The 25,601-nt window shown below is 56.3% G+C and carries 21 protein-coding genes; 7 read left to right on the forward strand and 14 right to left on the reverse strand.

Annotation, left to right across the window (positions count from 1 at the left end):
- From ORG26_RS19930 to ORG26_RS19965, 8 genes are all read right to left on the reverse strand, one after another.
- Complete coding sequence (locus ORG26_RS19930) at positions 1–660, reverse strand: sugar transferase (protein WP_266364921.1); 660 nt, start codon at positions 658–660, stop codon at positions 1–3.
- 100 nt (positions 661–760) lie between these two features.
- Positions 761–3,121 carry a GumC family protein gene (locus tag ORG26_RS19935; RefSeq protein WP_266364923.1) on the reverse strand — a complete coding sequence of 787 codons (2,361 nt, stop codon included), beginning with the start codon at positions 3,119–3,121 and terminating at the stop codon, positions 761–763.
- 12 nt (positions 3,122–3,133) lie between these two features.
- Positions 3,134–3,940: a polysaccharide biosynthesis/export family protein gene (locus ORG26_RS19940; protein WP_266364925.1), complete on the reverse strand. Its 807-nt coding sequence runs from the start codon at positions 3,938–3,940 to the stop codon at positions 3,134–3,136.
- A gap of 321 nt (positions 3,941–4,261) precedes the next feature.
- On the reverse strand, positions 4,262–5,389 hold the full coding sequence (locus tag ORG26_RS19945) for a YjbH domain-containing protein (protein ID WP_266364927.1): 1,128 nt from the start codon (positions 5,387–5,389) through the stop codon (positions 4,262–4,264).
- A complete protein-coding gene (locus ORG26_RS19950) occupies positions 5,376–6,209 on the reverse strand; it encodes a YjbH domain-containing protein (protein WP_266364929.1) in 834 nt (277 codons plus the stop codon). The genes ORG26_RS19945 and ORG26_RS19950 overlap by 14 nt, the downstream gene beginning before the upstream one ends.
- 83 nt (positions 6,210–6,292) lie before the next feature.
- Positions 6,293–7,000 (reverse strand): porin family protein, encoded by a 708-nt coding sequence (locus tag ORG26_RS19955; protein ID WP_266364931.1) that lies wholly within the window; start codon positions 6,998–7,000, stop codon positions 6,293–6,295.
- 47 nt (positions 7,001–7,047) lie between these two features.
- Entirely contained in the window at positions 7,048–8,100 is a 1,053-nt protein-coding gene (locus tag ORG26_RS19960) for a hypothetical protein (RefSeq protein WP_266364934.1), read from the reverse strand.
- Between the two features lie 510 nt (positions 8,101–8,610).
- A complete protein-coding gene (locus tag ORG26_RS19965; RefSeq protein ID WP_266364935.1) occupies positions 8,611–9,048 on the reverse strand; it encodes a cytochrome B in 438 nt (145 codons plus the stop codon).
- Positions 9,049–9,145: 97 nt separating this feature from the next.
- Here ORG26_RS19965 and ORG26_RS19970 point away from each other — a divergent pair, with 97 nt between their 5' ends.
- Positions 9,146–9,448 carry a DUF4286 family protein gene (locus ORG26_RS19970; RefSeq protein WP_266364937.1) on the forward strand — a complete coding sequence of 101 codons (303 nt, stop codon included), beginning with the start codon at positions 9,146–9,148 and terminating at the stop codon, positions 9,446–9,448.
- A gap of 113 nt (positions 9,449–9,561) precedes the next feature.
- Here the strand turns inward: ORG26_RS19970 and ORG26_RS19975 are convergent, their stop codons facing one another.
- Both ORG26_RS19975 and ORG26_RS19980 read right to left on the reverse strand, forming a co-directional pair.
- On the reverse strand, positions 9,562–11,913 hold the full coding sequence (locus tag ORG26_RS19975) for an efflux RND transporter permease subunit (protein ID WP_266364939.1): 2,352 nt from the start codon (positions 11,911–11,913) through the stop codon (positions 9,562–9,564).
- A 128-nt stretch (positions 11,914–12,041) separates the two neighbouring features.
- Positions 12,042–13,073: an oxidoreductase gene (locus ORG26_RS19980; RefSeq protein WP_266364941.1), complete on the reverse strand. Its 1,032-nt coding sequence runs from the start codon at positions 13,071–13,073 to the stop codon at positions 12,042–12,044.
- A gap of 136 nt (positions 13,074–13,209) precedes the next feature.
- Here ORG26_RS19980 and ORG26_RS19985 point away from each other — a divergent pair, with 136 nt between their 5' ends.
- The 4 genes from ORG26_RS19985 to ORG26_RS20000 all read left to right on the forward strand — a co-directional run bounded on the left by ORG26_RS19985 (position 13,210) and on the right by ORG26_RS20000 (position 16,698).
- Entirely contained in the window at positions 13,210–14,517 is a 1,308-nt protein-coding gene (locus ORG26_RS19985; protein WP_266364943.1) for a Gfo/Idh/MocA family protein, read from the forward strand.
- A 45-nt stretch (positions 14,518–14,562) separates the two neighbouring features.
- Positions 14,563–14,985 carry a tRNA (adenosine(37)-N6)-threonylcarbamoyltransferase complex ATPase subunit type 1 TsaE gene (tsaE, locus tag ORG26_RS19990; protein WP_266364945.1) on the forward strand — a complete coding sequence of 141 codons (423 nt, stop codon included), beginning with the start codon at positions 14,563–14,565 and terminating at the stop codon, positions 14,983–14,985.
- A 77-nt stretch (positions 14,986–15,062) separates the two neighbouring features.
- Positions 15,063–16,277, forward strand: coding sequence for an alanine dehydrogenase (locus ORG26_RS19995; RefSeq protein ID WP_266364946.1), 1,215 nt, complete (start codon positions 15,063–15,065; stop codon positions 16,275–16,277).
- 16 nt (positions 16,278–16,293) lie between these two features.
- Complete coding sequence (locus ORG26_RS20000; RefSeq protein ID WP_266364948.1) at positions 16,294–16,698, forward strand: hypothetical protein; 405 nt, start codon at positions 16,294–16,296, stop codon at positions 16,696–16,698.
- A 79-nt stretch (positions 16,699–16,777) separates the two neighbouring features.
- Here ORG26_RS20000 and ORG26_RS20005 read toward each other — a convergent pair whose 3' ends face one another.
- The 3 genes from ORG26_RS20005 to thrA form a co-directional block, all read right to left on the reverse strand.
- On the reverse strand, positions 16,778–18,295 hold the full coding sequence (locus ORG26_RS20005) for a capsule assembly Wzi family protein (RefSeq protein ID WP_266364950.1): 1,518 nt from the start codon (positions 18,293–18,295) through the stop codon (positions 16,778–16,780).
- Between the two features lie 224 nt (positions 18,296–18,519).
- Positions 18,520–19,452: a homoserine kinase gene (locus ORG26_RS20010; RefSeq protein WP_266364952.1), complete on the reverse strand. Its 933-nt coding sequence runs from the start codon at positions 19,450–19,452 to the stop codon at positions 18,520–18,522.
- Positions 19,453–19,600: 148 nt separating this feature from the next.
- The gene (gene thrA, locus ORG26_RS20015; RefSeq protein ID WP_266364954.1) at positions 19,601–22,060 is read right to left on the reverse strand and encodes a bifunctional aspartate kinase/homoserine dehydrogenase I; all 2,460 of its coding nucleotides are present in this window, start codon (positions 22,058–22,060) and stop codon (positions 19,601–19,603) included.
- 248 nt (positions 22,061–22,308) lie between these two features.
- On the opposite strand from thrA, the gene ORG26_RS20020 reads away from it, so the two are divergent.
- The gene (locus ORG26_RS20020) at positions 22,309–23,397 is read left to right on the forward strand and encodes an aminotransferase-like domain-containing protein (RefSeq protein WP_266364956.1); all 1,089 of its coding nucleotides are present in this window, start codon (positions 22,309–22,311) and stop codon (positions 23,395–23,397) included.
- Here ORG26_RS20020 and ORG26_RS20025 read toward each other — a convergent pair.
- The gene (locus ORG26_RS20025; protein WP_266364958.1) at positions 23,358–24,176 is read right to left on the reverse strand and encodes a universal stress protein; all 819 of its coding nucleotides are present in this window, start codon (positions 24,174–24,176) and stop codon (positions 23,358–23,360) included. The genes ORG26_RS20020 and ORG26_RS20025 overlap by 40 nt on opposite strands.
- A gap of 243 nt (positions 24,177–24,419) precedes the next feature.
- On the opposite strand from ORG26_RS20025, the gene ORG26_RS20030 reads away from it, so the two are divergent.
- Positions 24,420–25,523 (forward strand): vWA domain-containing protein, encoded by a 1,104-nt coding sequence (locus ORG26_RS20030; RefSeq protein WP_266364960.1) that lies wholly within the window; start codon positions 24,420–24,422, stop codon positions 25,521–25,523.
- Positions 25,524–25,601: the final 78 nt, after the last annotated feature.

A 25,601-nucleotide genomic window follows, 5' to 3' on the forward strand; every position in this document is an offset into this window, starting at 1 on the left:
TTAAACTGCTTTCTCGTCACCTTTAAACATTTTTTGTATTGTCCACCAACAAATTTTTATATCGAGTATAGGTCCGTGGTTCTTTATATACCATATGTCCATTTTTACTCTATTTTGCATTTCTTTTAAATTAGTTTCCCCGCGCAAACCCCTTGTTTGCGCGAGACCTGTAATGCCAGGCTTAATAGCATATCTGTTTCGATAGTTAGGAATTGAATGAAAGAATTGAGCATCGTGCTGAATCGCATGGGGTCGTGGGCCTACAACACTCATATCTCCAACTAAAACATTAAGAAATTGAGGCATTTCGTCCAGATTGGTTTTTCTTAAAAATGCTCCCAAACGCGTAACTCTTGGGTCATTCTTAGTGGCTTGCTGAAAAGTTGAGTCAGGGCGATGAGCCATGGTCCGTAGCTTCAGGCATCGAAATTGACGTCCGTTTCGTCCTGTTCTAAGCTGTATGAAGAATACAGGGCCTTTCGAATCAATACAGATAAGTAACCCTACGATCGGTAAAAACCAGGAAAGGAAGAAGATGGAGACGAAAATTGAAGTCAGGATATCGAATAATCGTTTCCCCCAATAAATGCCTCGAAAAGGCATCCGGACTTTAAGCTCTTCGGATGGCCGCGGGTAGGTTGATGGCAGATGACTGATCATAAGGTTGGCAGGTTGACAAAGAGTAGTTTTTAAATAATCCTTGCAATGCAAAGAGTCATGTAAATTATCCGCAAGAGCACATGACTCTTTGCAATCAAAATCAGCCTTTTCTGGACAACAGGCCTTTGGCTTTACTTACGTCTTCAGAATCAGTATAATAGCCGGTATAGTTATTGTACCCATATCCATACCCATATTGATAGGAGTCGCCCTGGCTGACGGCGTTCAATACGACGTGCAGGCGGTTGAACTTCTGCTCCTTGTGTAGGCTCTCCACAAACTTCAGGTAGTTCTTGGGCGTTACATCGTGGCGTACAATGTACAGGGTAGCATCAGCGTACGGCGCAATCAGTTGGGCGTCCGTGACCAGCCCGATGGGGGGAGAGTCCACGATGACGTAGTCGAAGCGGGTTTTCAGTTCGCGGAATAGCTCAGGCATACGCTCGTTGCCCAACAGTTCAGCCGGGTTGGGAGGCACCGGGCCGCTGGTCAGGATGAAGTAATTGTCCTGTCCCGGAACCGGTTGCAGGATGTCGTCCAGCGTCGCTTCCCCAATCAGATAATTGCTTAGGCCGAGGGTGTTTTCCATGCCCAGCGCCGTATGCAGTTTGGGCTTGCGCAGGTCCATTTCCAGGATGACCGTGCGGCGGTTGTTGATAGCAAATGAAGCGCCTACGTTCATGGACATGAAGGATTTACCTTCCCCGCTGACGCTGGAGGTGAACAGCAGCACCTGGCTTTCGTCGGGGTTGCTGCGCAGGAACTGCAGGTTGGTTCGCAGGGCGCGAATCTGTTCGGCAATCACCGAACGGTTGCTGGAGTCGACCACCAGAACATTCTTATTCCGGCTCTTCGTCACTTCGCCCAGGATCGGCGTCTGGGTGGCCGTTTCCACATCTTCCCGGCGGTTTACGCGGTTGTTTAGGGCGTCCTTCGTCGCCAATACGCCAACCGGTAATAGGATGCCAACCAGACCGAAAAGGGCAAAGATCATTTTCCGAACCGGCTTGATCGGTTCATCCGTGCTGGTGGCGGCGTCTACAGTCCGGCTGTCCGATACGGTCGAAGCGGCCGAGAGGGCGGTTTCTTCCCGCTTGGCGAGCAGGTAGGTATACTGGTGGTTTTTGATGGCCTGCTGGCGGGTGATGTTCAGCAGGGCGCGTTCTTTCTGCGGTACTGAGCGGATCATCCCTTCGTAGCGGCGGTTGGTAACTACCAGCCGGTCCTTGGTCGTCGTCAGATTCTGCTTCATCGACTGCAGGTTTTCGCTCAGGCCGCGTTTGGTATTCTGGATCTGGCTGTCGAGCGTTTGCAGCAGCGGGTTTTCTTCGGAGGTCGTGCGGGCAATCTGTTCGCGGCGGCTTTCCAGTTCGGAAAGCTTGCTGACCAGCCCGAGCAGGACGGGATCACTCAGGCCGAGGGTAGAGGGGGCTACGCTTTTCCCACCGTCGGCGCTGTTGACGTATTTATCCAGATCCTGCAGGGCGCTTAGTTGAATCGTGACCTGATTGAGCTGCGCATCGTTTTCCTGCACCGTTTTCAGGAAAGTTTCCGCCTGGGTGCTCAGGTCCGTAATGCCGGCGGAAGACTTATAGGCTTCCACGTTCTTTTCTACATCGTTCAGCTCACCCGAAACCAGGTTGATCCGGCTTTCGATGAAATCGAGCGTCGCATTGGCTACCTGATTCTTATCCGCCACGGCGGCTTTGTTGTACACGACGATTAGCTGATTCAGTACCGCCTCGCCTTTGTGCGGTACTTCGTCTTCCAGCGAAAGCTGCAGGACGGTAGCGGCCTTGCTGACGGGTTCTACTTTTAACCGTTCGCGATAGGAGGCCACTGCTTTTGAAACCGGGCTGATCCGGACGGCAAATTCCTTATCCCGGTTGGTCACGTCACCCGTAACCGATACCCGCAGGGTGCCGTAGGGCGTCTGCAGGCGCTGGTTGACCGGATAGGTTTTTTCGTTGATGGTAACCGTTTGCTTCGACGGAAAGCTTACGGCCAGTTCGGTTTTGTACAGTTCGTCGCCCGGTTTCTCGACAAACACCCGGAACGGGGCGTCTTCGTAGATTTCCCGATTACCGAAGGACGTGGATTTGAAGTACTGCACATCCAGGCCCAGCCGCTGCACCACCTCTTTCATCAGGGTCTGCGACTTCAGGATCTCCATTTCGTTCTCTACGACCTTTTTGGGCGCGAAAAGTTCAAGCTCCTTCAGCAGGTTGTCTTGGTCGATGCCTTTTTTCTCATCTTTAATGAGCAGGCTGGCCTGGACCTTGTAAACGGGCCGCTGGTAGAGGAGGTATACGTAAGCGCCACCCAGCGCCAGCGCCAGCGAAAGCAGGAACCAGGGCCAGTGGCGGGCATACCGCTTGAGAGTGTATAGAATCTGGGAGTTATCGCCCGCCACCACGACGTAGGGCGTGTACCCGTAGTAATTCGAATGTTGCTGACTCATACAGGACAGGTATTAATAGCGTCTGATAATAATGGCAAGAAATGACAGGGCACTCAGGGCGGCCGGTACCAGCTGGTACATGCGGTCTACGCTGGCAACGCGGGCTTTGCCCGGTTCCACGTACACCACATCGTTCGGCTGCAGGTAATAGAAAGGGGATTTAAAGGCATCCCGGTTTGTCAGGTCTATCCGGTTGAAGGTCCGCTGCCCGTTCAGCTCCCGGATGACCAGCACACTTTGCCGCCGCCCAAAGACGGTCAGATCCCCCGCCAGGGCCAGGGCTTCCGGCAGGGTTATTTTATCGTTGGGAATCGTGAACAGCGAAGGTCGCGCCACTTCCCCCATGACGGAGATCCGGAAGTTCAGGTAGCGGATGCTGACGGTCGGTTCTTTCAGGTATTTCAGCAGGGCCGTCCGAACCAGTTCTTCCGCCTGTGCCAGCGAAGTACCGCGTACGGCCACCTTCCCGGCCAGCGGCAGACTGATGGTTCCATCGGCACTGACAACGTAGCCGGACTGGGGCTGAATCACCGCGTTATTCTGGGCAACGCCCGCACTACGCTCGACGGAAGCGATGGCGGCGTACGGATTAAAGAAGGAAGAGGCTTCGGGGTTGAGGCTGTTGACCTGCACGGACAGCAGATCGCCCTCTTTCAACAGGATGGTGTACGGAGCCTGCACGGTGATGGTATCACCAGCCGTCGGGCCTTTCTGGAAGTAACTCAGTTCGCGGGACGAAAGGCAGCTTTGCAGCAGACAGAGCAGCAGGGCCAGTCCGCCATACAGTGGATACTTTACAGGAAGTGGTGCGTTACGCATAGATAGCTTCATGCCGATTCACCCGGGGTTATCGGACAGAGAAATAAGTACAGTTAAGACGGTCGGTGTGGTGAAAATTGCAACCCAAAAATAAGTTACAATATGAACAAATGAAACTTATGGTAACAAAAAGCTCTTCTTAAAATTGCATTAAAACAGGAAACTGTTGCCCCGCCTGGATCGCTTTACAGGCTTCGTTTGGGACTGTTAAACGATTCCGGCGTCACGGCTTAAATCAAACTTTAGCTTTTTTTAATAGAACGCCGATTCATTTCATAGGGTCTTAAGCACTCAATAATACTCACTCGTCCGACGGTTGGCCTACCGCTGTTCCGGCCGATACTGGGAATTAAGGTAATTTTGATGGTACTGCCGCAGCAGGGCGTCCAGCTGGTAACCGGTCCGGTAGCGTTCGCCGATGCGGTAGCCCCGGCTGTAGGCATATTCCCAGCGAAACTCTTCTGCCGCCCGTAACCGGACCCGTTTTGCCCGCAGCAGCGGACCCGGCAGCAGGGGAATGGCAAAGTTGAACCCGCCGGTGGCCCCGTTGCCCGTCTGCATGGCGTAGAAGCCTACTTCCACGTTCGCAAACTGCCGGATGAAATCAATCCGGACGCCCCGGTCTTTGTACTGGTACTGTCCGCCGCTGAGTTTGATGGTAATGTCGTGCACCGGGAAGCGGTACGCCACGTCGGCCAGCAGCGTCAGGTCGTTCAGCGTTTCGTAATAAATATTGTCGGGCGGGTAAAAGTAAAACCCGGTCAGCCCCGTTTCCAGGCCGAAGGACCAGGGCTTGGTCAGATCGGCATGCCGGTACTGGGCGTTGAGACCGTAGCGGTCGTTGTAAAACAGTCCGGCGGACAGGCTCATGAAATCGGCCCCGCCCAAAGCCAGAAACTGGTTCAGGAAAATAGGAGCGGGGCGGATGTTGCGCGGCTGATTGTCCCAGTTATTGATGAGGGGAAACAGCACGCCCCAGTTCAGCACCAGTCCGCGCCCCAGCATCCACTGGCTTTGCAGCAGCAGATTGGTTTTGGTTTCCACCACCTTTTCCCGGTAGCCAAAAATGGCGCTGAACTCCGGCAGCAGCCGGAAGTCGAATTTATACCCCCGCGCATCAAACGGATGCGCCGTGCTGAAGGCCCGACGTTCCGCCCGGCTCAGCATCTGGGCCTGTACTTCAGACCCCAATCGGTAAGCCGCCACCGGCACGCCCTGAAACAGCGGCACCAGTTCCGTTGTCTGTTGTCTGTTGTCCGTTTTCTGTTGTCCGTTGTTCCCAGGCGCACGGCTCACCAGCTCCATCGCCCGCATCGGGTTGCGGTACAGGCGTTGATCGTAATAGATGCGGTTGGAATCAGCCGTCACCGCTTCCAGATCCCGGAGACTCTGTGCCCGGAGGCCTGCCGACAGCGTCAGCCCGAAAAGCAGAAGACTAGCGCGTTTCATGGGCAGACTGTGGTTTGGTGGAAAGAAGCGAAACGGCGTAGGAGGTACCGAAGGTCAGCTGCCGACCGTCGAGTAGTCCGGCCTGAAGGGTCCAGCGTTTCCAGAGCGTCGCAAAGGCACCGAGGTTGAACTGCTGGGAATCCCACTCGGCCATGAATCCGGTGCCTTTCCGCAGATGGAGCACCGCCCCGGCGAAAGGCCCGGTCAGGTATTTGGGAACGATGTGCTTTGATCCTTTACGGCGTAGGGTAAAGCCTTCCAAAATATTATTGTTACTGTCGTTGCGTTCATCCCGGTAAATGTACCAGGGACTTCCGGTCCCTGCTGTTACTTCGAGGCGCAGGGAGGGAGAGAGTTGAATGTTTTTGGTGGCGACCAGCGCGTAGGTCACCAGCGAATTGTCAATGCCAAAAGGAGCCGACAGGATGAGGGCGGCGGAAGGCCGGGCCTTTTTTTCGGTCAGAAAAGCGTATTTGAAATCCAGCTGCCGGTCGCCGATTCCTTTAGCAGCGAAAGGGACTGGACCATTGGGATTGAGCAGGTTCAGGTTTACCTCGAAGCGGGGAAGCAGCACGAGGTTGGCGTAGGCAATGCTTTCGGAATTACGGCCCCGAAAGCGGAAGGCGTAATCGCGGGGGGCAAAGGTGTAGCCGATGTGAAAGGTGCCTTCGTCGGGGACGCGGGCGGAGGGCGTATAGATCAGGCCGGGCTTTCCGGACACGTTGACCTGGGCGGAGGCAGGGACAAGGAGTCCCGAACCGCCGGTAAGCAGCAGGACCAGCCACAGGGCACGTGTGAAGAGGAAAAACCGGTCAGACACTGATTGTTGAAAGTTACGGTGGGTACGCTATATCAGAAAGGTCTGTCCGGAATCACAATAGACTCCGGACAGACCGAAAGGCATTACTTGAATTTATACCGCAGCGACAGACCGGCTTCAACGCCGTTCAGGCTTACGTCCTGCGAAGAGGAAGTCGTGACCGCGGTTGAGCCGGAGCCCGTCACGGTTTTGACCGCCTGCTTGTAGCTGCCGAGGTGGTAGCGCAGATCGAGGGCGAGGTACAGTTTCTTCACCAGTTGCTTTTCGGCACCGACGAACACCTGAAAACCGTAGTTGTTGCCCGCCTGGGTTTCGTTGACCGAACCGGTTCCTTTCTCTACTACCCGGTTAAACTCGTTTTTGACGAAGTAACGGGCCACGCTGACCCCGGCATAGGGCGTCAGGAACGGCTGCTTCTCGCCTTCGGCCACCGGCTTGGCGAAAGCGTATTTCACATCCAGGGCGACGGGGATGATCGACAGCGTCAGCTTCTCCGTCCGGTTGATCCCGGCGATGCTGATGGGGCTGCTGGCCGACTGTTTCCAGGAAGAAACCCGCGCGCCGACAGACAGTCCTTTAACGACGCCAACTTCAAGCGCGAGGGTCGGGGCGATGGCACCATCAAATTTTCCACCCGCCTGACCCATTACCGATTCTTTGTTCCAGTAGTCAAGAGAGGGCTTCCAGTAACCGGCACCGACGCTGATGCTTTTGAGGCTAACCTGGGCTTGTGCCGAGAAGGCAGAGAAGGCCACCAGACCCGCTGCGGCCAGCATTTTAATATTTTTCATATGGCAAGATTCGATTGATAGGGACAGATACGCTCCCGGTTAAACCCTTATTTTCCTGAGCCCTGGTTATGGCAGCTGGCGATTGCAGAATTGCGGGCATTCTCAGCCGCTTTTACCGCATTGTTGAAATTGGTAGTGACTTCAGCCAGGTCGGAATCACGGGCAGCCTTGGCCGCATTGATCCGAGCATCTTTCGACTGAGAGCAGGCCGCTTTTTCTGCTCCTTCAGCACTGCGGGAAGCCTCCATAGACGACAGGTAGCTGACAGTGTAGATGACATACAGACCGTTGTAAACATCTTCCCGTTCGGCAGCCGGGAGCTGATTGGTGAAATTGACTAGAGCCGTAATGACGGTATTGTAGTTGTCCGTAGTCTGGTTGCGCAGGGTATTGTACCGGGTTTCTACATCCGTCGGGCAGGAAGTGGACTGTGAATTGATGCTGGTCTCTGCAGCCGTGTAGGTGGCGTTGACAGCGTTTCGCTGGTCATCCCGTGCCTTGGTGATGGAAGCCAGAACGGTGTTATACGCTTCGTTTGCCGTGTTTTTGCAGGCATCGATGTCGTCGGTGGTTCCCAGAACAATCGCTACTTCCTGAACAACACCGATACGGGCACCCACCGGTTTGCCGTTGATGGTGGGCGGGGTGAAGGTCGCCAGGTATTTTTTCAGGTTCGGATTGTTGGAGAAAGACGTTACCAGCGCTTTCAGATCGGCGGGAACGTTGCCTGACTTCGCCGCATTGACAACGTCAGTGGGCTTGTAAGCCGCGGCGATGGCGTCTACCTGTTTCTCCGGAATAACCGCCGTTACCTGGGCTGCGGTTTGCGTTGCCGACTGAACGGCGGTGGGGGTGGCGCTGGTGCTGATGATGGACGTCAGCGCAGCCGTGGCCGTAGAAGAAGTGACCTGGGCCGGAGTTACCGTAACGGCAGCTGGGGCGGTAGGCTGGTAAGCGGGAAGTTTTACTTCTTCAAGGCCCTTGAACGTGTAGGTGAAGGGGGTGACGGAAGCTACTTCTTTAGGCTGGCAGTTGTACATCGTTACGGCCAGTGTCAGAAAACCGAGCAGCATTCTGACTTTCCGGGTCAATAGAGTCATGGTAATTGTGTTAGAAATAAGTGAATTATAAGTCAGATAAACACTTGCTATCGAGCATGACCAGGCCACGCTGGTCAGAGAACTTACAACCGTAAATCGGGTGGCCTTTCAGGGTGCTCCTGTGTTAAGTACAATTTTTTAAGTAAAAACTGACAGTAGTCTTCGTGTGGCTTTACTCGCGCCAGAGCGTCAGTTCATTCTGAAGGGTGGCCGATGTGGTGTCTTCCGGCCGAAACTATTTTAATCAAACGGTAAAAAAATAGCTCTCTACGCTTGATTGACTATCAGGAAAAATAGTACTTATCGTTGAAATTATTAAATAATAATGTAATAAACATATGATATTATGATACTTTAGGGCAAATCTAACGAAAACCCCAATATTTCAAAAAAGAATATGTCTTATTATGTTACTATTTTTTTAAACGGCGAAAGGCCTCCTTTGGGGAGGCCTTCCAGCGGGTAAGTAAACAAGCGGACGAGATAAAACCGTCCGAAAGATTCGAATTGTCAGAACCAGCCCGCGCCCGGAATCCGGAACGGCCAGGGAATAGCGGCCAGAATCAGGAGCAGTCCCAGGGCGAAGAAAATAAAGATCGTCCGGTGTTTGTTGATCGGGCCGGGAGCCCGCCGCGAACGGGCGCGGCCGATGGTGATCAGGACCACGGCGATGAGCATGGTCGAGATGTGCTCGACGGTATAGAACCGGTAAAGTTTTTCGCTGATGAGGTTGAAATCCACTTTCGGGCTGAGGAAGTATAGGATCAGTCCGAGCGTTACCTGGATGTGGGTGGAGACCAATGCCCAGACGTACAGCCGGTTATCGCCCGCCGTGTATTCGTCGCGACCCTGCCATTTCCGGAAGGCGGTGATGATCGCCGCCAGCAGCAGGATGAGGACAAGCCAGCGCAACCCCGAATGGGCATGAACAAGTATATTGTAGAGCATAGAACGAGTAAGTGGTTAAAACTGCTTCGGCGGCAAAGAAACAACATTCCGTCAACTTTTCTTAGTCTCCCGGCGTTTGAGTGCAAATAGCCAATCCATGATTCTATACAACGTAACCATCAACATTGACTCCGCCGTGGAGGCCGAGTGGCTGGCCTGGATGCAGCAGGTACACGTTCCCGAGGTAATGGCCACCGGCCTGCCCGTCGCCTCCAAAGTGATGCGCCTGCTCACCGAAATCGACAACGGCGGCGCAACCTACGCTTTCCAGTACTCGTTCCGGACCATGGACGACTACCTGACCTACCAGAACGACCATTCCCCCGCCCTCCAGGCCAAATTAGCCCAGCGCTACAAAGACAAATTCGTAGCCTTCCGGACACTCCTTGAAGAGTTATGAGTTAAGAATTAAGAGTTATGAGTTATGAGTTATGAGTTGACTCCGCTGGGCTATAACCTAAATGGGCGGAGCCAACTCATAACTCATAATTCTTAACTCATAACTCATAATTCTTAACTCATAACTCTTTTTCTTTTCCTGCGTTTGTCCAGCGACATCAGGAAGGCGGGGAGGAGGATGAGGTTGGAGGCCATGCCCATGAGCAGGGTGATGGAGACCAGCAGGCCGAGAGTAACGGTCCCCTGAAACGTCGAGGCGGTGAAGATGGCAAACCCGACGAACAGGATGAAGGCGGTGTATACCATGCTCACGCCCGTATGCCGGATGGTGCGCGATACGGCCTCCGAAATGCTGAGTCCGTGGGTGCGCAGCTCGTCCCGGTACTTGGTGATGAAATAGATCGTTCCGTCCGACGAAATTCCGAAGGCGATGCTGAAGATCAGGATGGTCGAGGGTTTCAGGTAGATGTTGAAATAGCCCATGATGCCCGCCGTGATGAGCAGCGGCACGACGCTGGGCAGAACCGCAATCAGCACCGAGCGCAGATCGCGCAGCAGCAGCCCGAGAATGATCGAAACCAGCACAATGGCAAGGGCCGTACTTTCCTGAAGGTTATACAACAGGTAATCATTGCCTTTGGTGAAGACCACGCTGCTGCCCGTGATCCGGACGTCGTACTGCTCGCCGGGCGGGAGTCGCTGCCCCGTTTCGCGGTCGATGTTGAAAATACTGTCGGCTTTAGGCTGGAGCTTCGCCAGCAGTTCGTTGATGCGGGCCGTGCCGACGTCGGCCATCTGAAAGCTCACACGGGTATAGCGGCGCGTACTGTCGAGAAAGCCGTTGAGGCGACTCTGCTGTTTGCTGGCCTGGGGGGCATAGTTCGCCAGTTTGGCCAGTTCCATGGCGGGCGGCAGGATGTAGTACTTCGGGTCGCCGCCGCGGTAGCCCTGGTAGAAAAACTTGACGGCCTCCACGATGGAAAGCGGGCGGGTAAACTCCGGATACTTCTCGATTTCGCGCTGCAGCAGGCGGATCTTCGTCAGCGTCTGCGGATTCAGGACGCGGCCCGGCTGCCGGGTGTCCACATTCACTTCAAACGGCATCACGCCGCGGAAGTGTCCTTCAAAAAACTTCAGATCGGTGTAGATCGGGTCGTTTTTCGGCAGATCGTCCACCACGTAGCCCACCGCCTTAATGCGCAGCATGCCGATGACGCCGATCACCACGGCGACCCCGATAAAGGTATAAATGGCGACCCGGCGCTGGTGCACCAGATGATCGACCCAGCGCAGGAAGGCGTTGATCCGCCGGCCTTCCAGATGTCCCCGCTGTTTTTCGGACGGCGCGGGCAGGTAACTGAACGCAATGGTAATCAGGATGAGCGAGATGGCGAAGGTGGTCATAATGCCCAGGGCGGCCACCAGACCAAATTCGAGCAGCAGCGGGCTGTTGGTAAAATAAAAGACAAAGAAGCCGATGGAGGTGGTGACGTTGGCGAAAAAGGTCGTTTCGCCGATCTTCTCGGCCGCCAGTTTCAGCGCCCGCATCTTCTCGCCGTGCCGGCTCAGTTCATTATGGTACGTATTGAGCAGGAAAATGGCGTTCGGAATGCCGATGACGATGATCAGCGGCGGAATCAGGCCCGTCAGCAGCGTGATTTTGTACCCGAACAGCACCATGTAGCCCGTCGACCAGATCACCCCGATGCCGACAACGATGCCCGAGATCAGCACCACCAGCAGCGACCGGAAGAACATCAGGAGAATGAGCGCGGTCACAACGAAGGCCAGACCCATGAACATGATCATTTCGTTGCTGACCTTGGCCGTAAATTCTGTTCGGATAAAGGGCATGCCGGAGAGGTGAACCGGAATGTTGTAGGCTTTCTCAAACGACTTGGCCGCCGCCGCAATCTGCCGGACAATGGCGATCCGGCCTTTGGTGTTCAGCGCATCCTGTTTGAAGGTAACGGCCATCAGGTGCGCCTGCCCGGCCGAATCGGAAACAAAGCCGTCGTAGAAGGGGAGGGCAGCGATAGACCGGCGGATGCTGTCGACCTCCACCTGGGTCGTGGGCTTCTGCGGCACCAGCGGCAGAAAGTTGAACTGCCCCGTGCTGTCGTTCCGGACGATGCGGAACAGGCTGGCGTTCGACACCACATCCCTGATGCCGTCAATTTTCCGAAGCTGCTGGTTGAGGTCATACCAGCCGTTGAAATTACGGAGCTGGTACATGGCTGGCGTTTCCGCGCCGATCACCATCACGTTGCCGTCTTCCCCGTAGCGGGCTTTAAACGCTTCGTATTCGATAAAGTCCGGGTCGCTGGTGGGGAGTATCTTGGCGAGTTCGTAAGAAAGGCGAATCTGGCTGGCCTGGTAGCCCATGAAGATCGTTCCGAGCAGAATGATAATCAGGAGCAGGGGACGGTTTTTAAGTACAAAAGCGGAAATGCGGTGCCAAACCATGTAGGTAGCTAAAGAATTGAAGCGGCAAAGTTACCAAAGATTTATTGAATGACTGAATGATTGATTGACTGAATGACTGAAGTGCTTGCCCGGACACCAGTCATTCAGTCAATCAATCATTCAGTCATTCAAAATTCTATAGCTCTCCGCTCCCGGCTGCTTTCTCCCGCCAGCTCCAGAATCCGGATGGTGGCGTAGGCTTGCTCGGGGGTGATTTCGGGGGCGATTTCGCCGCGGATGGCGCGGGCGAGGTTGTCGTAGAAGGGGTGGTAATTGCCCGGCAGGCTCGGGATGATGTGCCGCTCGTCGGCCGTCGTCAGGGTGGCGTAATGGTCTTCCGGTTCCACACCCCAGTCGGGCGTGTTGGGCAGCATATTTTTGCGCAACGTTTCCTCCTGAATGTCGAGGCCCGATTTGGTCAGGGAGGCTTTGGTGCCGTGGATGATGTAGCGAAGCCGGTTTTCCGGGACCGTCAGCGAGGATTTTAGAATGACCCGTTTGTCGGAATAGAAAAGCCGGATGTCGAAGTAATCGTCCAGCGTGCCGCCTTTCCGGACGGTGCGGATATCGCCCAGAACCGCTTCCGGCGCGCCGAACAGCGCCACGGCCTGGTCTACCAGGTGCGGACCGAGATTCAGCAGATTACCGCCGCCGTTGGGGTCCTGTTCTTTCCAGTTCTGAAGGACGTCGGGGCGGAAGCGATCGAAATGGGACTCGTATTCAACCACCTCACCCAGTGCATCTTCGGCCAGAAGTTGCCGGATTGTCAGAAAATCGGCATCATACCGCCGGTTTTGATACGGTATAGCGACCAGATTCTTATCTTTAGCAAGTTGCAGCAATTGCCGGGCCTCTTCCGAGGTGTTGGCAAAAGGCTTTTCGATCAGAACGTGCTTGCCCGCCTCCAGCGCGGCTTTGGCGTACGGAAAATGGGTGTCGTTGGGCGTGCTGACGATGATCAGGTCGATGGCCGGGTCAGTCAGCAGGTCTTCGTGGGAACGGACCGTGCGGATGGAGGCGTCGAAGGCTTCGGCTTCGTTGCGGTGGCGTTCGACGACTTTGGTAAGGCCAAAATTGGCATTGGTGGTGAGAAAGGGCGCGTGAAAGTACCGCCCCGAAAGCCCGAAGCCGATCAGGCCGACGTTGATTTTTTGTTGCATAATGAATAGAAATGAGTTCACGCCGATTTACGCAGGACTGACCGCCGAGGCACGCAGGAGACTGCCGTGTAAATCTGCGCCCAAAATCTGCGACTATCTGCGGGAAAGCAACTTTACCTGAAACCTTTAAAATTAAATGCAGAACCAGCATTCCCCAAGCCGAAGGCAGTTTTTAAAAGCTTCTACTGCCCTCGCCTCCTTCTTTATTGTGCCACGCCACGTCCTCGGCGGGCCGGGCTTCCTGCCGCCCAGCGACCAGATTACGATGGGTTTCATCGGTCTCGGTAAACAGGTTGGCGGACTGCGCCGCAATTTTCAGCAGACCGGGCAGGTCCGGATCCTGACCGCCTGCGACGTGGACCGGGGCAAGATGACCAAGTTCGTTCAGGATGTGCAGACGATGGCCGGGGTGACGCCCGCGCCCGAAACGACGCTGCCTAAAGGCGAGTGCAAACCGTACGACGATTTCCGGGCCGTACTCGACCGCGAAGACATCGACGCGGTGGTGATTGCCACGCCCGACCACTGGCACGCGGCGATGGCCGTCCGGGCCGCCGAAGCCAAGAAAGATATTTACTGCGAAAAACCCCTTTCGCTGACGGTCGCCGAAGGCCGGGCGATGGTCAAGGCCGCCCGAAAACACAAGCGGGTGTTCCAGACGGGCAGCATGCAGCGGTCGTGGAAGGAATTCCGGCAGGCCGTCGAACTCGTGCGGAACGGCTATATCGGAGAAATCAAAACGGTGAAGGTCAACGTCGGTGGCCCGCCGAAGCCCTTCGATCTGGCGGCCGAACCGCTGCCTGCCGGTCTGAACTGGGAGATGTGGCTCGGTCCCAACCCCGTCGAACGGCCGTACAACGCCCGCCTGAACCCGCCGCTGACGGCCACCTTCTGGGGGCAGTGGCGCGACTACCGGGATTTTGGCGGCGGCGGCATGACCGACTGGGGCGCGCACATGTTCGACATTGCCCAGTGGGGCCTGGACATGGACGATTCCGGACCCGTCGAACTGACCCCGCCCACGGACGGCAGCGGGAAAGGATTGGTGTATAAATACGCCAACGGCATCACGCTGGTCCACGAGCCGACCGGAGGCAAGCAGTACTGTCATTTCATCGGCAGCGAAGGCGAAGTAAAGGTAGCCCGCGGCGAACTCACCACCACGCCCACTACGCTGAAGGACAAAGTGATCGGCGACGGCGAAAAACGGGTTTATTTCAGCGATAACCATTATATGGACTTCCTCAACGCCATCCGCAGCCGCAAGAATCCGATCTGCGACGTGGAAGTGGGCCACCGAACGGCCACGGTCTGCACCATCGGCAACATTGCCTACGAACTGAAGCGGCCGCTGCGCTGGAATCCGAAGAAAGAGAAGTTTGAGGACGATGCCGACGCCAACCAGTTGCTAAGCCGCCCAATCCGGAAGGAGTGGAAGGTATAGGCCGGAAAATGTTATCTTTGCGGCCTGTTCTCAAACGCCCCGCCGATGACGCTGATTGTACCAAGCCTGAACGACCTCGACGAAGCCGCCCGGAAGCTGCTCGAAGCGGGCCGAAACCATGCCGTCTGGCTGTTTGAAGGGGAAATGGGGGCCGGAAAGACGACCCTCATCAAGTCGCTCTGTCGGCAGATGGGTGTGCAGAACGTGGTGCAAAGTCCGACATTTTCCATTGTAAACGAGTACGTTACGAAGACGGGCGAACCAGTCTATCATTTTGACTGTTACCGGCTTCGCAACGAGCAGGAGGCGCTCGACATCGGCATCGAAGAGTACTTCGACTCCGGAGACACCTGTTTTGTCGAATGGCCCGAACGGGTCGCCGGCCTGCTGCCCCCCGACGCCTGGACCGTTCGCATCCGGGCCGAGGACGAAAAACGGATTATTGAAACAGAAGCAATTATGAGTTAAGAGTTAAGAGTTAAGAGTTAAGAACGGCCGACCGACCTAACTCATAACTCATAACTCTTAACTCTTAACTAAAAATTATGGTCACCGGATTTGAAGAACTCGCCAAGCAAACGGCGTTATACCCGCAGGAAGCTCCCGCAAAAGTCATGAAGCAGAAAAGCAGTCTGCTGATTGGTTTGCCCAAAGAAGTATCACTGCAGGAAAAACGCATTGCGCTGACGCCCGAAGGTGTGACCATTCTGGTCCGGCACGGGCACCAGGTGCTGGTAGAGGCCGGGGCGGGGCTGGGCGCCAAATTTCAGGACCGCGAGTATTCGGAAGCCGGAGCGCAGATCGTGCAGTCGCCTAAGGAGGTGTACGAAGCGAACCTGATTCTGAAGGTCGAGCCGCTGCTGGACGACGAGTTTGATTTTATCAAAACCGGAAGCACGCTGATTTCGGCGGTCAATCTGCCCAATCACAAGCGGAAATACTTCGAACGGCTCAACGAAAAGAAGATTACCGCCCTCGGGTTTGAATACATTGAAGACCGCGTGGGCGGCATGCCGGTAATCCGGGCCATGAGCGAAATCGCCGGCAACACGGTGATGCTGGTGGCGGCCGAATACCTCAGCAGCGCCCACGAAGGCCGGGGCATCATCCTCGGCGGCATCACGGGCGTCCCGCCGACGAAGGTCGTCATTCTGGGAGCCGGAACCGTGGCCGAATACGCCGCCCGGACGGCCCTGGGCCTGGGTGCCGACATCAAGGTTTTCGACAAGCACATCTACAAACTCCAGCGCCTGAAGTACGCCATCGGGCAGCACATCTACACCTCCATCCTCGATACCGAGTCGCTGCTGGAAGGCATTCAGCGAGCCGACGTGGTGATTGGCGCCATGCGGGCCGAAGACGGCTCAGCGCCGATTATTATCTCGGAAGACATGGTCATGAAGATGAAGCCGGATTCCGTGCTGATCGACGTGTCCATCGACCAGGGGGGGAATTTTGAAACGTCGCGGATGACGACCCACAAGGAGCCGGTTTATAAACTGCACGACGTCATTCATTACTGTGTACCCAATATTGCGTCCCGGGTTGCGCATACGGCCAGTCTTGCGTTGAGTAATATTTTTCTTCCGTTCCTGCTCCAGACAGGGACCATCGGCGGCATCGAAGAAATGATGTACGCGAACCGATGGTTTATGAAAGGCGTTTACAGTCATAAAGGGCTGCTGACAAACGCCTTTATTGCCAAAAAATTTAATATGCGCTACAAAGACCTGAGTCTTCTGCTGGCTGCGAGAATTTAACGGTCTTCCTATTACCATGATCCATCACAGCAACGAAAACACCCTTCTTGATGATGCCAACTCGCCGGATGTGAACCGGAAGCTGATGAGCCAGGTGTCCGGCGACTTCGTGAAAGTGGCGGAACAGCTACGCGAAGCCTCTTACCAGATCCGCAAGCGCGGGTTCTCGGACCATCCGGTTTTTGTGGTCGCCCGCAAACCGGTGGAAATCGGTCAGCTGCTCATCGGCCAGAAAGAACTGACCAACGAGTGGGACTACAAGGCGACGTTCATCGATGAATTTGTACAGCGGGGCCTGGTCGGTCCCGAATCGGTGGACCTGTTCAAAGAAAACTACAAGAACCCGGACGAGTACTGCTGCCTCTTCGTGATCGAAGGCGACTTCGCCGGCTTTGTGTACATCCCGTTTCCGGAAGATTGAATGATTGAATGTTGAATGACTGATTAGCTCCGCAGATTCAAACCCAGCGGAGCTAATCAGTCATTCAACATTCAGTCATTTACTTTCCCCTCACCCGGTACTTGTAATACTCCCATGTCTTCCGCACGCCGGCGTAGACGGCGGTGCTGTTGGGGTAGAGTTTGCCCTGGTCGGTGGCGATGGTGGTGGTTACGAGCCAGCCGCGTCGGCGGGAAACGGGCAGTCCGACGTTGAGCGCCGCGGAGAACTGGTTGGTATGGTCCGGAAACGGAGCCACCCAGGAGCCGAAATTCCGACTGAACGACGACCGGAGAGCAAACGTCCCGCCCAGCCCAAATCCGCCCGAAACGCCCAGATGCATCACCTGGACCCGGTTGTTGTTGGTGTACGAATAGCGCACCAGATCGGGGTGGGTATCGCGGCCGTTCGGAATAAACGGCGTGCCGATGGTGCGGGTGAAATACGACCAGCCATCCCAGTACTGGCTGTGGTTGAAATAGTTATCGCGACCCCGCTGCTTGGGCAGGTCGCCGAAGTCGCCGCCGCCCTGGCTGAGCGTAGCCATGTATTCCACCACGACATCCCGGATCTGGAAGCCGCTCGAAAGGGGGCGGAGGTTCCGGAGCCGGATGCCCTGCAACCCGTCCTTGATGTTGATGAGGTAGTACAGCGAGCCGTCCTCGAAAATGCTCTGCCGGTATAGCAACAGCTCGAAGCGGTTCGAAATCCGGAATTCCACGCCCAGGTCGATGGTGCCGAGGTGGTTTCCGATCCGGTTTTCCCGGTCCATTTTGCTGATGCGGGTCGTGTCGATGTCCCGGCGGTAGCCCAGGCTGTTGCCGGTCACGACGTCCACGTAGTCGCGGAGCGTGGAGGGCAGCCGGCCATTGCGCGCCAGGGTTTCGGGCAGTCGGCTGCTGCGGCCGCCCCATTGCACCTGGTGGTTGAAGCCGCCGTAAAATTTGACCCGCCAGCCGGGTTTCCCAACCCGTCCGTACAGCGCTTTCTGGTGCAGAAAGGAATTCTGCACGATCCGGTCCTGGTTTTCAAACCAGCCGTGGGAGTACAGGCCGCGGAACGCCACCAGTCCTTTGGTAAAGGGCAGCGGCGTAAAGTCGGGCAACGAAATCTGCACTTTGGGCACGGGCAGGGCATTTCCCGACCAGGCATACGACCCCATTCCAACGGTCGAATCCGCCAGGCCGATGAGGTCGCGCCGCCGACCGGCCATGATTTCAAAAGCGCCGAGGCGTCCTTTTACGTAGGCTTCGGGCACGATCACCTCCGTTCCCTCCGGTCCTGAGTTGACCACCGCCTCTACGCCATAACCCCAGCCGAAACGGTCTTTTTTGCGCTTCTGTCCGGTCTGGGCAAGCGGCGTATACAAATGATCCATCTGGGCTCCGACCCGGAAAGTGGCATAGGGCACGGACTTGGGTATGGTACCAAACTGGTTGGCCTGCATCCAGAACGGAGTCTGGTTATTTGTGCCGTAATACCCACCCAGTTCTGTATAAATCTTAATCGGTTTTGTTTCAACTACCGGCTGTGCCAGTGCAATCGCCGGAACAAAAAGCATCGGTAGCAGTGCTCTCATAAAGTCCATTCAAAAATCAGCTGTTGACATCACATTATTGCAGGAGCACGGCGGGTAAAGAGTGCTAGATAACGCTGAGTCTGACGAGGAAAAAGAAAAAATTATTCAAAGCCCTTTTTTCTTTTCCTGAGGTCCCGGAAGGGAGAAGCTGACGGGAAAGGCAATGCCGGTCCGACCCTCCTGTGTTCTTAGAGGGGAAAACCGGCAAAAGGTCACAAGAGGGATTAACCGATAATTTTGGGGCCCTGCTGGTTGATGCCCGAGACGTAGGCTTCGCTGTCGATGCCCGCGCCGGCAAAAGCGGTCTGCATGGCTTTCCCAACGGTTTCGGCGGTGGTCTGGTCGCCGCTGAGGGCAAAAAGGGAAGGACCCGAGCCGGAAATGCTGCATCCGAGCGCCCCGTTGTCGAGGGCCGCCTGCTTCACTTCGTTGAACTGGGGAATCAGAATGGAGCGAATGGGTTCAATCAGCACATCGACCAGCGAGCGGCCGATGAGGTCGTAATCGGGCTTCATCAGACCCGCGATCAGGCCCGCCACGTTGCCCATCTGGGTGATGGTGTTTTTCAGCGTGACTTCGTTTTTGAGGATAAACCGGGCGTCCTTCGTATTGACTTCAATCTCCGGATGGACGATGGTGGCAAACAGTTTGCCCGGCGTTTCGATGGTAATCACGTCGAGCGGGCTGTAGCTCCGCACCACCACAAAGCCGCCCAGCAGCGAGGGGGCCACGTTGTCGGCATGGGCTGAGCCACAGGCGATCCGTTCGCCTTCCATCGCAAAAGGCAGCAGATCTTTCCGCTGGAGCGGCCGCCCGAGCAGTTCGTTGATGGCAAACACGCCCGCCACGGCACTGGCCGCCGACGACCCGAGCCCGCTTCCGAGGGGCATTTTTTTGGTCAGCAGCAGGTCGGCCCCCACGTCCTCCCGCCCGATATGCTTCAGATACGTCTGGATGGCGATGCCGGCCGTGTTGCGAGCCGCTTCACGGGGCAGGCGGCCTTCGTCGCCGATGATGTCCAGAATCCGGACGCCCGGCTGGTCGCTCAGGTGAACGGTCAGTTCGTCGCCGGGGTTTTCGACAGCAAATCCGAAAATATCAAATCCGCAGGCGACATTGGCTACGGTGGCGGGGGCAAAGACGGTAATGGATTTCATACGGCGTTACGCTTAAAGAACCCTGCGGTTTGGTGTCTGGTCATTGCCCAATCGGAGCGGTGTCCTATGCGGTTTGGGCGGATTCCCGGTCTTGCGCCCGGGGTTAGTGGGAGAGTGGTGCCACGACGGCGAGTAGCACCACTCGTTGTTATCCTAAATAACTCCCGATGCTCACGACATCGGCAAATACGCCCGTGGCCGTCACCTCGGCACCGGCACCGGGGCCTTTGACGACGAGCGGGCGGTCTTTGTACCGATCCGTCGTGAACGACACGATGTTGTCGGCTCCGGACAGGCTATAGAACGGGTGATCGAAACCGACCGAACGGAGTTCAATCGTCACTTTGCCGCCTTCCAGCGTGGCCACGTACCGCAGCTTTTCGCCCTTCGCTTCCGCCTCCGTTAACAGACTTTCGAAGTAGGCGTTGTTCTTGTCCAGCTCGTCGAAGAAAGCCGGAATGCTCGGTGCGGTGATGCACGGCTCGGGCAGCAGGTTGTTGATGGTCACATCCGACGGTTCCAGCGGAAAACCGGCTTCGCGGGCCAGAATCAGAATCTTCCGGGCCACGTCCATGCCGCTGAGGTCTTCTCGCGGGTCGGGTTCGGTATAGCCTTTTTCCTTCGCCTCCCGCACAATCGAAGCAAACGACTTGCCGGGTCCGAAGTTGTTGAAAATGAACGATAACGTTCCGGAAAGAATGGCTTCGATCTTCAGGAACCGGTCGCCGGAGAGCATCAGGCCCTGCAGGGTGTTGATGATCGGCAGACCCGCCCCGACGTTGGTTTCGTACAGAAACTTGACGCCGCGCCGCAGGGCCGTTTTCTGGAGCCGCCGGTAGTCTTCGTACGAGCCGGAGTTGGCAACCTTGTTGGGTGTGACGACCGAAACGTTGGCGTTCAGCAGGGATTCGTAGAAATTGACGATGTCTTTGTCCGACGTACAATCCAGGAAGACGCTGTTCGGCAGGTTGTAATTTTTGATCTGGTCCACAAACGCGGGCAGGGAGGTCGTGACGCCTTCGGTCAGCATCCGGCCCTGCCAGTCGTCGAGGTTGATGCCTCTGGGGTCGAGCAGCATTTTCTTGGTGTTTGACACCCCGACGAGGCAGATTTTCATCAGTTTTTCGCTCTTCAGAAATTCCGTCTGCGCCTGGATTTGCTGGAGCAGCGTTTTGCCGATCAGCCCCGTGCCCACCAGAAAGAGGTTCAGAATCCGGGCTTCCGACTGGAAAAAGACGTTGTGAATGGCGTTGAGGGCCTTCGACAGGTTGTTGCGGTTGATGACCACCGAAATATTGATTTCCGAGGAGCCCTGCGCCACGGCCACGATGTTGACCCCGTTTTTCCCGAGAACCGAAAACAGCTTCCCGGCGATCCCGGAGCTTTTTTTCATGCCTTCACCCACCACGGCGATGATCGACAGGTCTTTTTCAATGCCGACGCTGTCGATATGGCCGTGTTCGATGTCCGGCGCAAATTCCTGATTCAGGACGGTCCGGACGGCTTCGGCATTTCTGGGGTCGATGGCGAAGCAGATGGAATGTTCCGACGATGCCTGCGAAATGAGGATAACGCTGATTTTGTGTTGTGCCAGCACGCCGAAGACCCGCGCCGAGACGCCCGCCACGCCGATCATGCCCGACCCCTGCAGGTTCACGAGCGCGATGTCGTCGATGGACGAAATGCCGGTGATGGTGTACTCCCGCCGCTCGGCCGTCCGGCTGATGACGGTGCCGTTATGGTCCGGGTTGAAGGTGTTCAGAATCCGGATCGGAATGTTTCGGGCAAAAGCCGGTTGCAGGCTCGGCGGGTAGATGACCTTGGCACCGAAGTGGCTGAGTTCCATCGCTTCGGCATAGGTGATGGTCGGGATGTTGAAGGCGCTGGACACCTTGCGCGGGTCGGCGGTCATCATGCCGTCCACGTCGGTCCAGATGTCGATGAGGTCGGCGTTGAGGGCCGCGCCCAGGATGGAGGCCGTGTAGTCGGAGCCGCCCCGGCCGAGCGTGGTCGTTTCGGTCTTTTCGGTCGAGCCGATGAAGCCCGTGACGATGGGTAGGTCGGTTGTTTTGCCGAAATAATCCTGAATAAGTTCTGTGGTTTTGGGGTAATTCACCTCCGCCATGCTGAACTGGCTGTCGGTTTTGATCAGTTGCCGGGCGTCGCAGAACACCGCCGGAACGCCCCGGCTTTTGAGGCATTCGGAAACGACCGTGCAGGACATCCGTTCGCCGAAGCTCATGATCAGGTCCATCGTCCGGAGGGAAAGTTCGCGGATGAGCGACACGCCCCGCAGCAGGTCTTCCAGTTCGTTGACGATGCCGCGTACGGTGGCGAAAACCTTGCTTTGTTCCTTGACCGGAATGAGTTGCCGGACCACGTTGAAGTGCCGGTCTTCGATTCTCCGGACGAGTTCCATGTAGTCGGTATTGCCTTCGGCGGCCATGCGCCCGATTTCAATCAGCTGGTTGGTGACGCCGCTCATCGCCGACAGGACCACCGCGCCGGGCGTATCGCCGCTGTGGCGCTGGCGTTCAATGATATGAAGAACCTGTTTGATACTTTCAACCGACCCTACGGACGTTCCACCGAATTTGAGGATATTCATGTAAGCACTAAAAACGAAAGAGTGAAAGAGTGAAAGAGCGAAAGAGTGGGCGGAGGACGGAGTGGTCCGAACGGTGCCGTTCTTTCACTCTTTCACTCTTTCACTCTTTCCTTTAGATGAAGCGTGCGCGTTGCAAATATAGAGAAAAAGCATCCCGATGCTGAACAAAAAGTCCGCAAGTGTGAGGCCGCTGGAAGGAGTTGTCCGGAACCTGTTATTTTTACCGGTCGATATCCTTTCCTTCCAACATGATTGATTTTCGGTTTAATTATCCCGTTCTGCCCGCTCAGGACCAGCTGTTTCAGGACGCTCTGCGCACTGCCGAACCCGACCCGGCCTACCTGCGCATGGAACCCCTCGAAAGTTTCCCGGACGTCCGGGAAGCGGCGGCCCGGTGGCTGTCCCGCTCCGGTCGCGGCCTTTCGCCCGACTCGGTGCTGGTTACCTGCGGCGGACACCACGCCCTGACGGTCATCCTGCTGGCCGCCGGACTGCCCGGCAGCGCCGTTGTGGTGGACCCGCTGACGTACAACGGGTTTATGGGGCTGGCCGCTTTTCTGGGTGTCCGCCTGCTGCCCGGTGAAAACGACGAAGCGGGCATGAAGCCCGATGCCCTGCGGCGGCTCTGTGAGCGGGAGGCCGTCCGGGCCGTGTACCTGATGCCGACCATTCACAATCCACTCGGTACGGTGATGCCGCTGGCGCGCCGCCGGGAGTTGGTGGCGGTGGCCGAACAGTACGATCTGCTCCTGATCGACGACGACGCGTACGGGTACCTGGCCGCCGACGCGCCCGCCTCCTTCTTCGAACTGGCTCCCGAACGCAGCTTTTACATTTACAGCCTTTCCAAAGTCATTGCACCCGGCCTCAAAACCGGCTTTCTGCTGGCTCCGGACCGGTTTCGCGAAAAACTGACGAGCGCCATCCGCGTGACAACCAGCGGTTCGGTGCCTTTCTACACCAAACTGGTCGGTCGCTGGATGCAGGACGGCCGACTGGCCGGCCTGATTGAAGAAAAACGCGAAGATGCCCGCCAGCGTCAGGACCTCGCCCGGCTGATTCTGGCCGGAATTCCTTACAAGGCTCACCCGACCAGCTACCATCTCTGGCTGCCGCTGCCGTTTCCAGCCGAGGAATTCAGCGCCTCGCTCCGCAGCCGCGGCGTGGATGTCATTCCCGGCCAGAGTTATTCTCCGTCGCCGGTTGCCGCCATAAACGGCGTCCGGGTAGCCTTGGGCAGTGAAAAGCCGGACCGGGTGCGCGAGGGCCTGACCCTGCTGGCCGACCACTATTTTGCTCAGGCTACGGGCACGACCAGCACCGGCAGGGTAGCGTGATTGATGACGGCTTCGGCGACGTTGCCGCTGAAGAAATTCCAGAAACTGCTTTCCTGATGCGTATGGAGCACGATCAGATCGGCGCTACTTTCTTCGGCGAAGCGGATGATGCCGTCCGGAATGTTTTTGTGCGCGTAAATAACCAGATCGTAGTCCGTGAGGCCCTGACGACCGGCCCATTGTGCCATCCATTCGCGGATGCCGTCGGCGGCGCGGTTGTCGGTCGGGGTCATGACGTACACAAACCGGCGCTTGCCCTCGTCGAACGGGGCGGGAAGGGGCCGGGCCGGAGCGAGGCGGTCGTCTGCGTCGAGCGCAAAGACGCTGACCTTCGGGCTCACTTCCGTCGTGTTTTCTTTGATAATCAACACCGGGCAGTGTGCGTAGTTGGCCACTTTTTCGGCGTTGGAACCCCAGAGCCACTCCTGCATTCCGCGCGCGCCGTGGGATGCCACGACGATGAGGTCGGCGGGCTGGCGGGTAATGGAGCCGTACAGGCCGTCGGCGCCTTCCGCTACGACGGGCGTGAGGGTTAAATCCTGAAATTCCGGCTGCTGGCAAAGCGCCGTGAGTTCCGTCCGAGCCTCTGCTACCTGCTGGTTTCTGTAATCGGCGGCAATCCGGGCGGTATGGTCCGACATGATTTCTTCCGAAACAAAGAACGGGACGTAATGCAGCAGGGTGATGGCGGCTCCCGTCCGGCGGGCGAGGGAGGCGGCTACCCGGAGGGCCTGGTTAGCGAGCGGGCTGAGGTCGGTTGGAACAAGGATCGTTTTCATGATTGTCGGAGGAAGTTGGTACAAAGCAAACCGGCTCCGGGCCCGGAAGGTATGAGGGTGCTCATTCCGGCAGCTAAATGAAATCATACGGCCCGACCCGCGCCGTTTTCTTCCGCAGAATTTCGTATCTTCACTAAGCGAACAATTCGGCTTTCCGCGCTGTTTTGCCAACGCACCCTACGCGCGGCACACCGGAGTCACAACCAACGGATGACAGCGGTTTGCCGACTGACCGACCACTATATGAAAGGCTTTGCATTTGGAAAATACGTTCCGCCCGAACAGAAAGAAGGCAATAAATTCGACCAGTTGTGGAATGTCTTTCAGCAGTTGCTGCTGATGACCAACGGGGATGTCGAACAGGCGATGTCCTGGATGAACCAGCTCGACCGGCAGTACGGACTCACGGACGACCAGTATGGCATGGGCGACTTTTTTGAAGACCTTAAGCGGAAAGGCTACCTCACCGAACAGAATGAGGAAGGTCAGGTCTTTATGACGCCGAAAAGTGAGCAGTCCATCCGCCGCTCGGCGCTGGAGGAGATTTTCGGAAAACTGAAACGCTCCAAATCCGGCGGCAACCACCACACCCCATACACGGGGACCGGCGACGAGATGAGCAGCGACCTCCGCGACTTCCAGTTCGGCGATACGCTCGAACAGATTTCGATGACCGAATCCATCCGCAACGCGCAGATCAACAGCGGGGTGGAGGAGTTTACGCTCATGGAGCGCGACCTGGAAGTGGTCGAAAAAGAGCAGAAGACCCAGACGTCCACGGTACTGATGATCGACATCAGCCACTCGATGATTCTGTACGGCGAAGACCGCATCACGCCCGCCAAGAAGGTGGCCATGGCGCTGGTCGAGCTGGTGAAGCAGAAGTATCCCAAAGACACGCTCGACATCATCGTCTTCGGAAACGATGCCTGGCAGATTCAGGTGAAGGATTTGCCGTATCTGGAAGTCGGGCCGTACCACACCAATACCGTGGCCGGTCTGGAACTGGCGATGGACCTGCTGCGCCGCCGCAAGAACAAGAACAAGCAGATTTTCATGATCACGGACGGGAAACCAACCTGTCTGAAAGAAGGCATCCGGTACTACAAAAACAGCTTTGGCCTCGACCGCAAGATTGTCTCTAAAACGCTGACGCTGGCCGCCCAGTGCCGCCGCCTGAACGTGCCGATTACCACCTTCATGATTGCGTCGGACCCGTACCTCAAGCAGTTTGTCCATGAGTTTACCAAAGTGAACAACGGCCGGGCTTACTACAGCAGCCTTCAGGGCCTGGGCAACATGATGTTCGAGGACTTCCAGCGGAACCGGAGGAAGAATATTAAATGATCAGAACCGGGATTACACAGATTTAGGGATTAACTATGATTCTAATTGAGGCAAAGCATCACAGTTAATCCCTAAATC

Origin of the sequence: Tellurirhabdus rosea (genome assembly GCF_026278345.1) — a bacterium.
In the GTDB taxonomy this organism is placed as follows: domain Bacteria; phylum Bacteroidota; class Bacteroidia; order Cytophagales; family Spirosomataceae; genus Tellurirhabdus; species Tellurirhabdus rosea.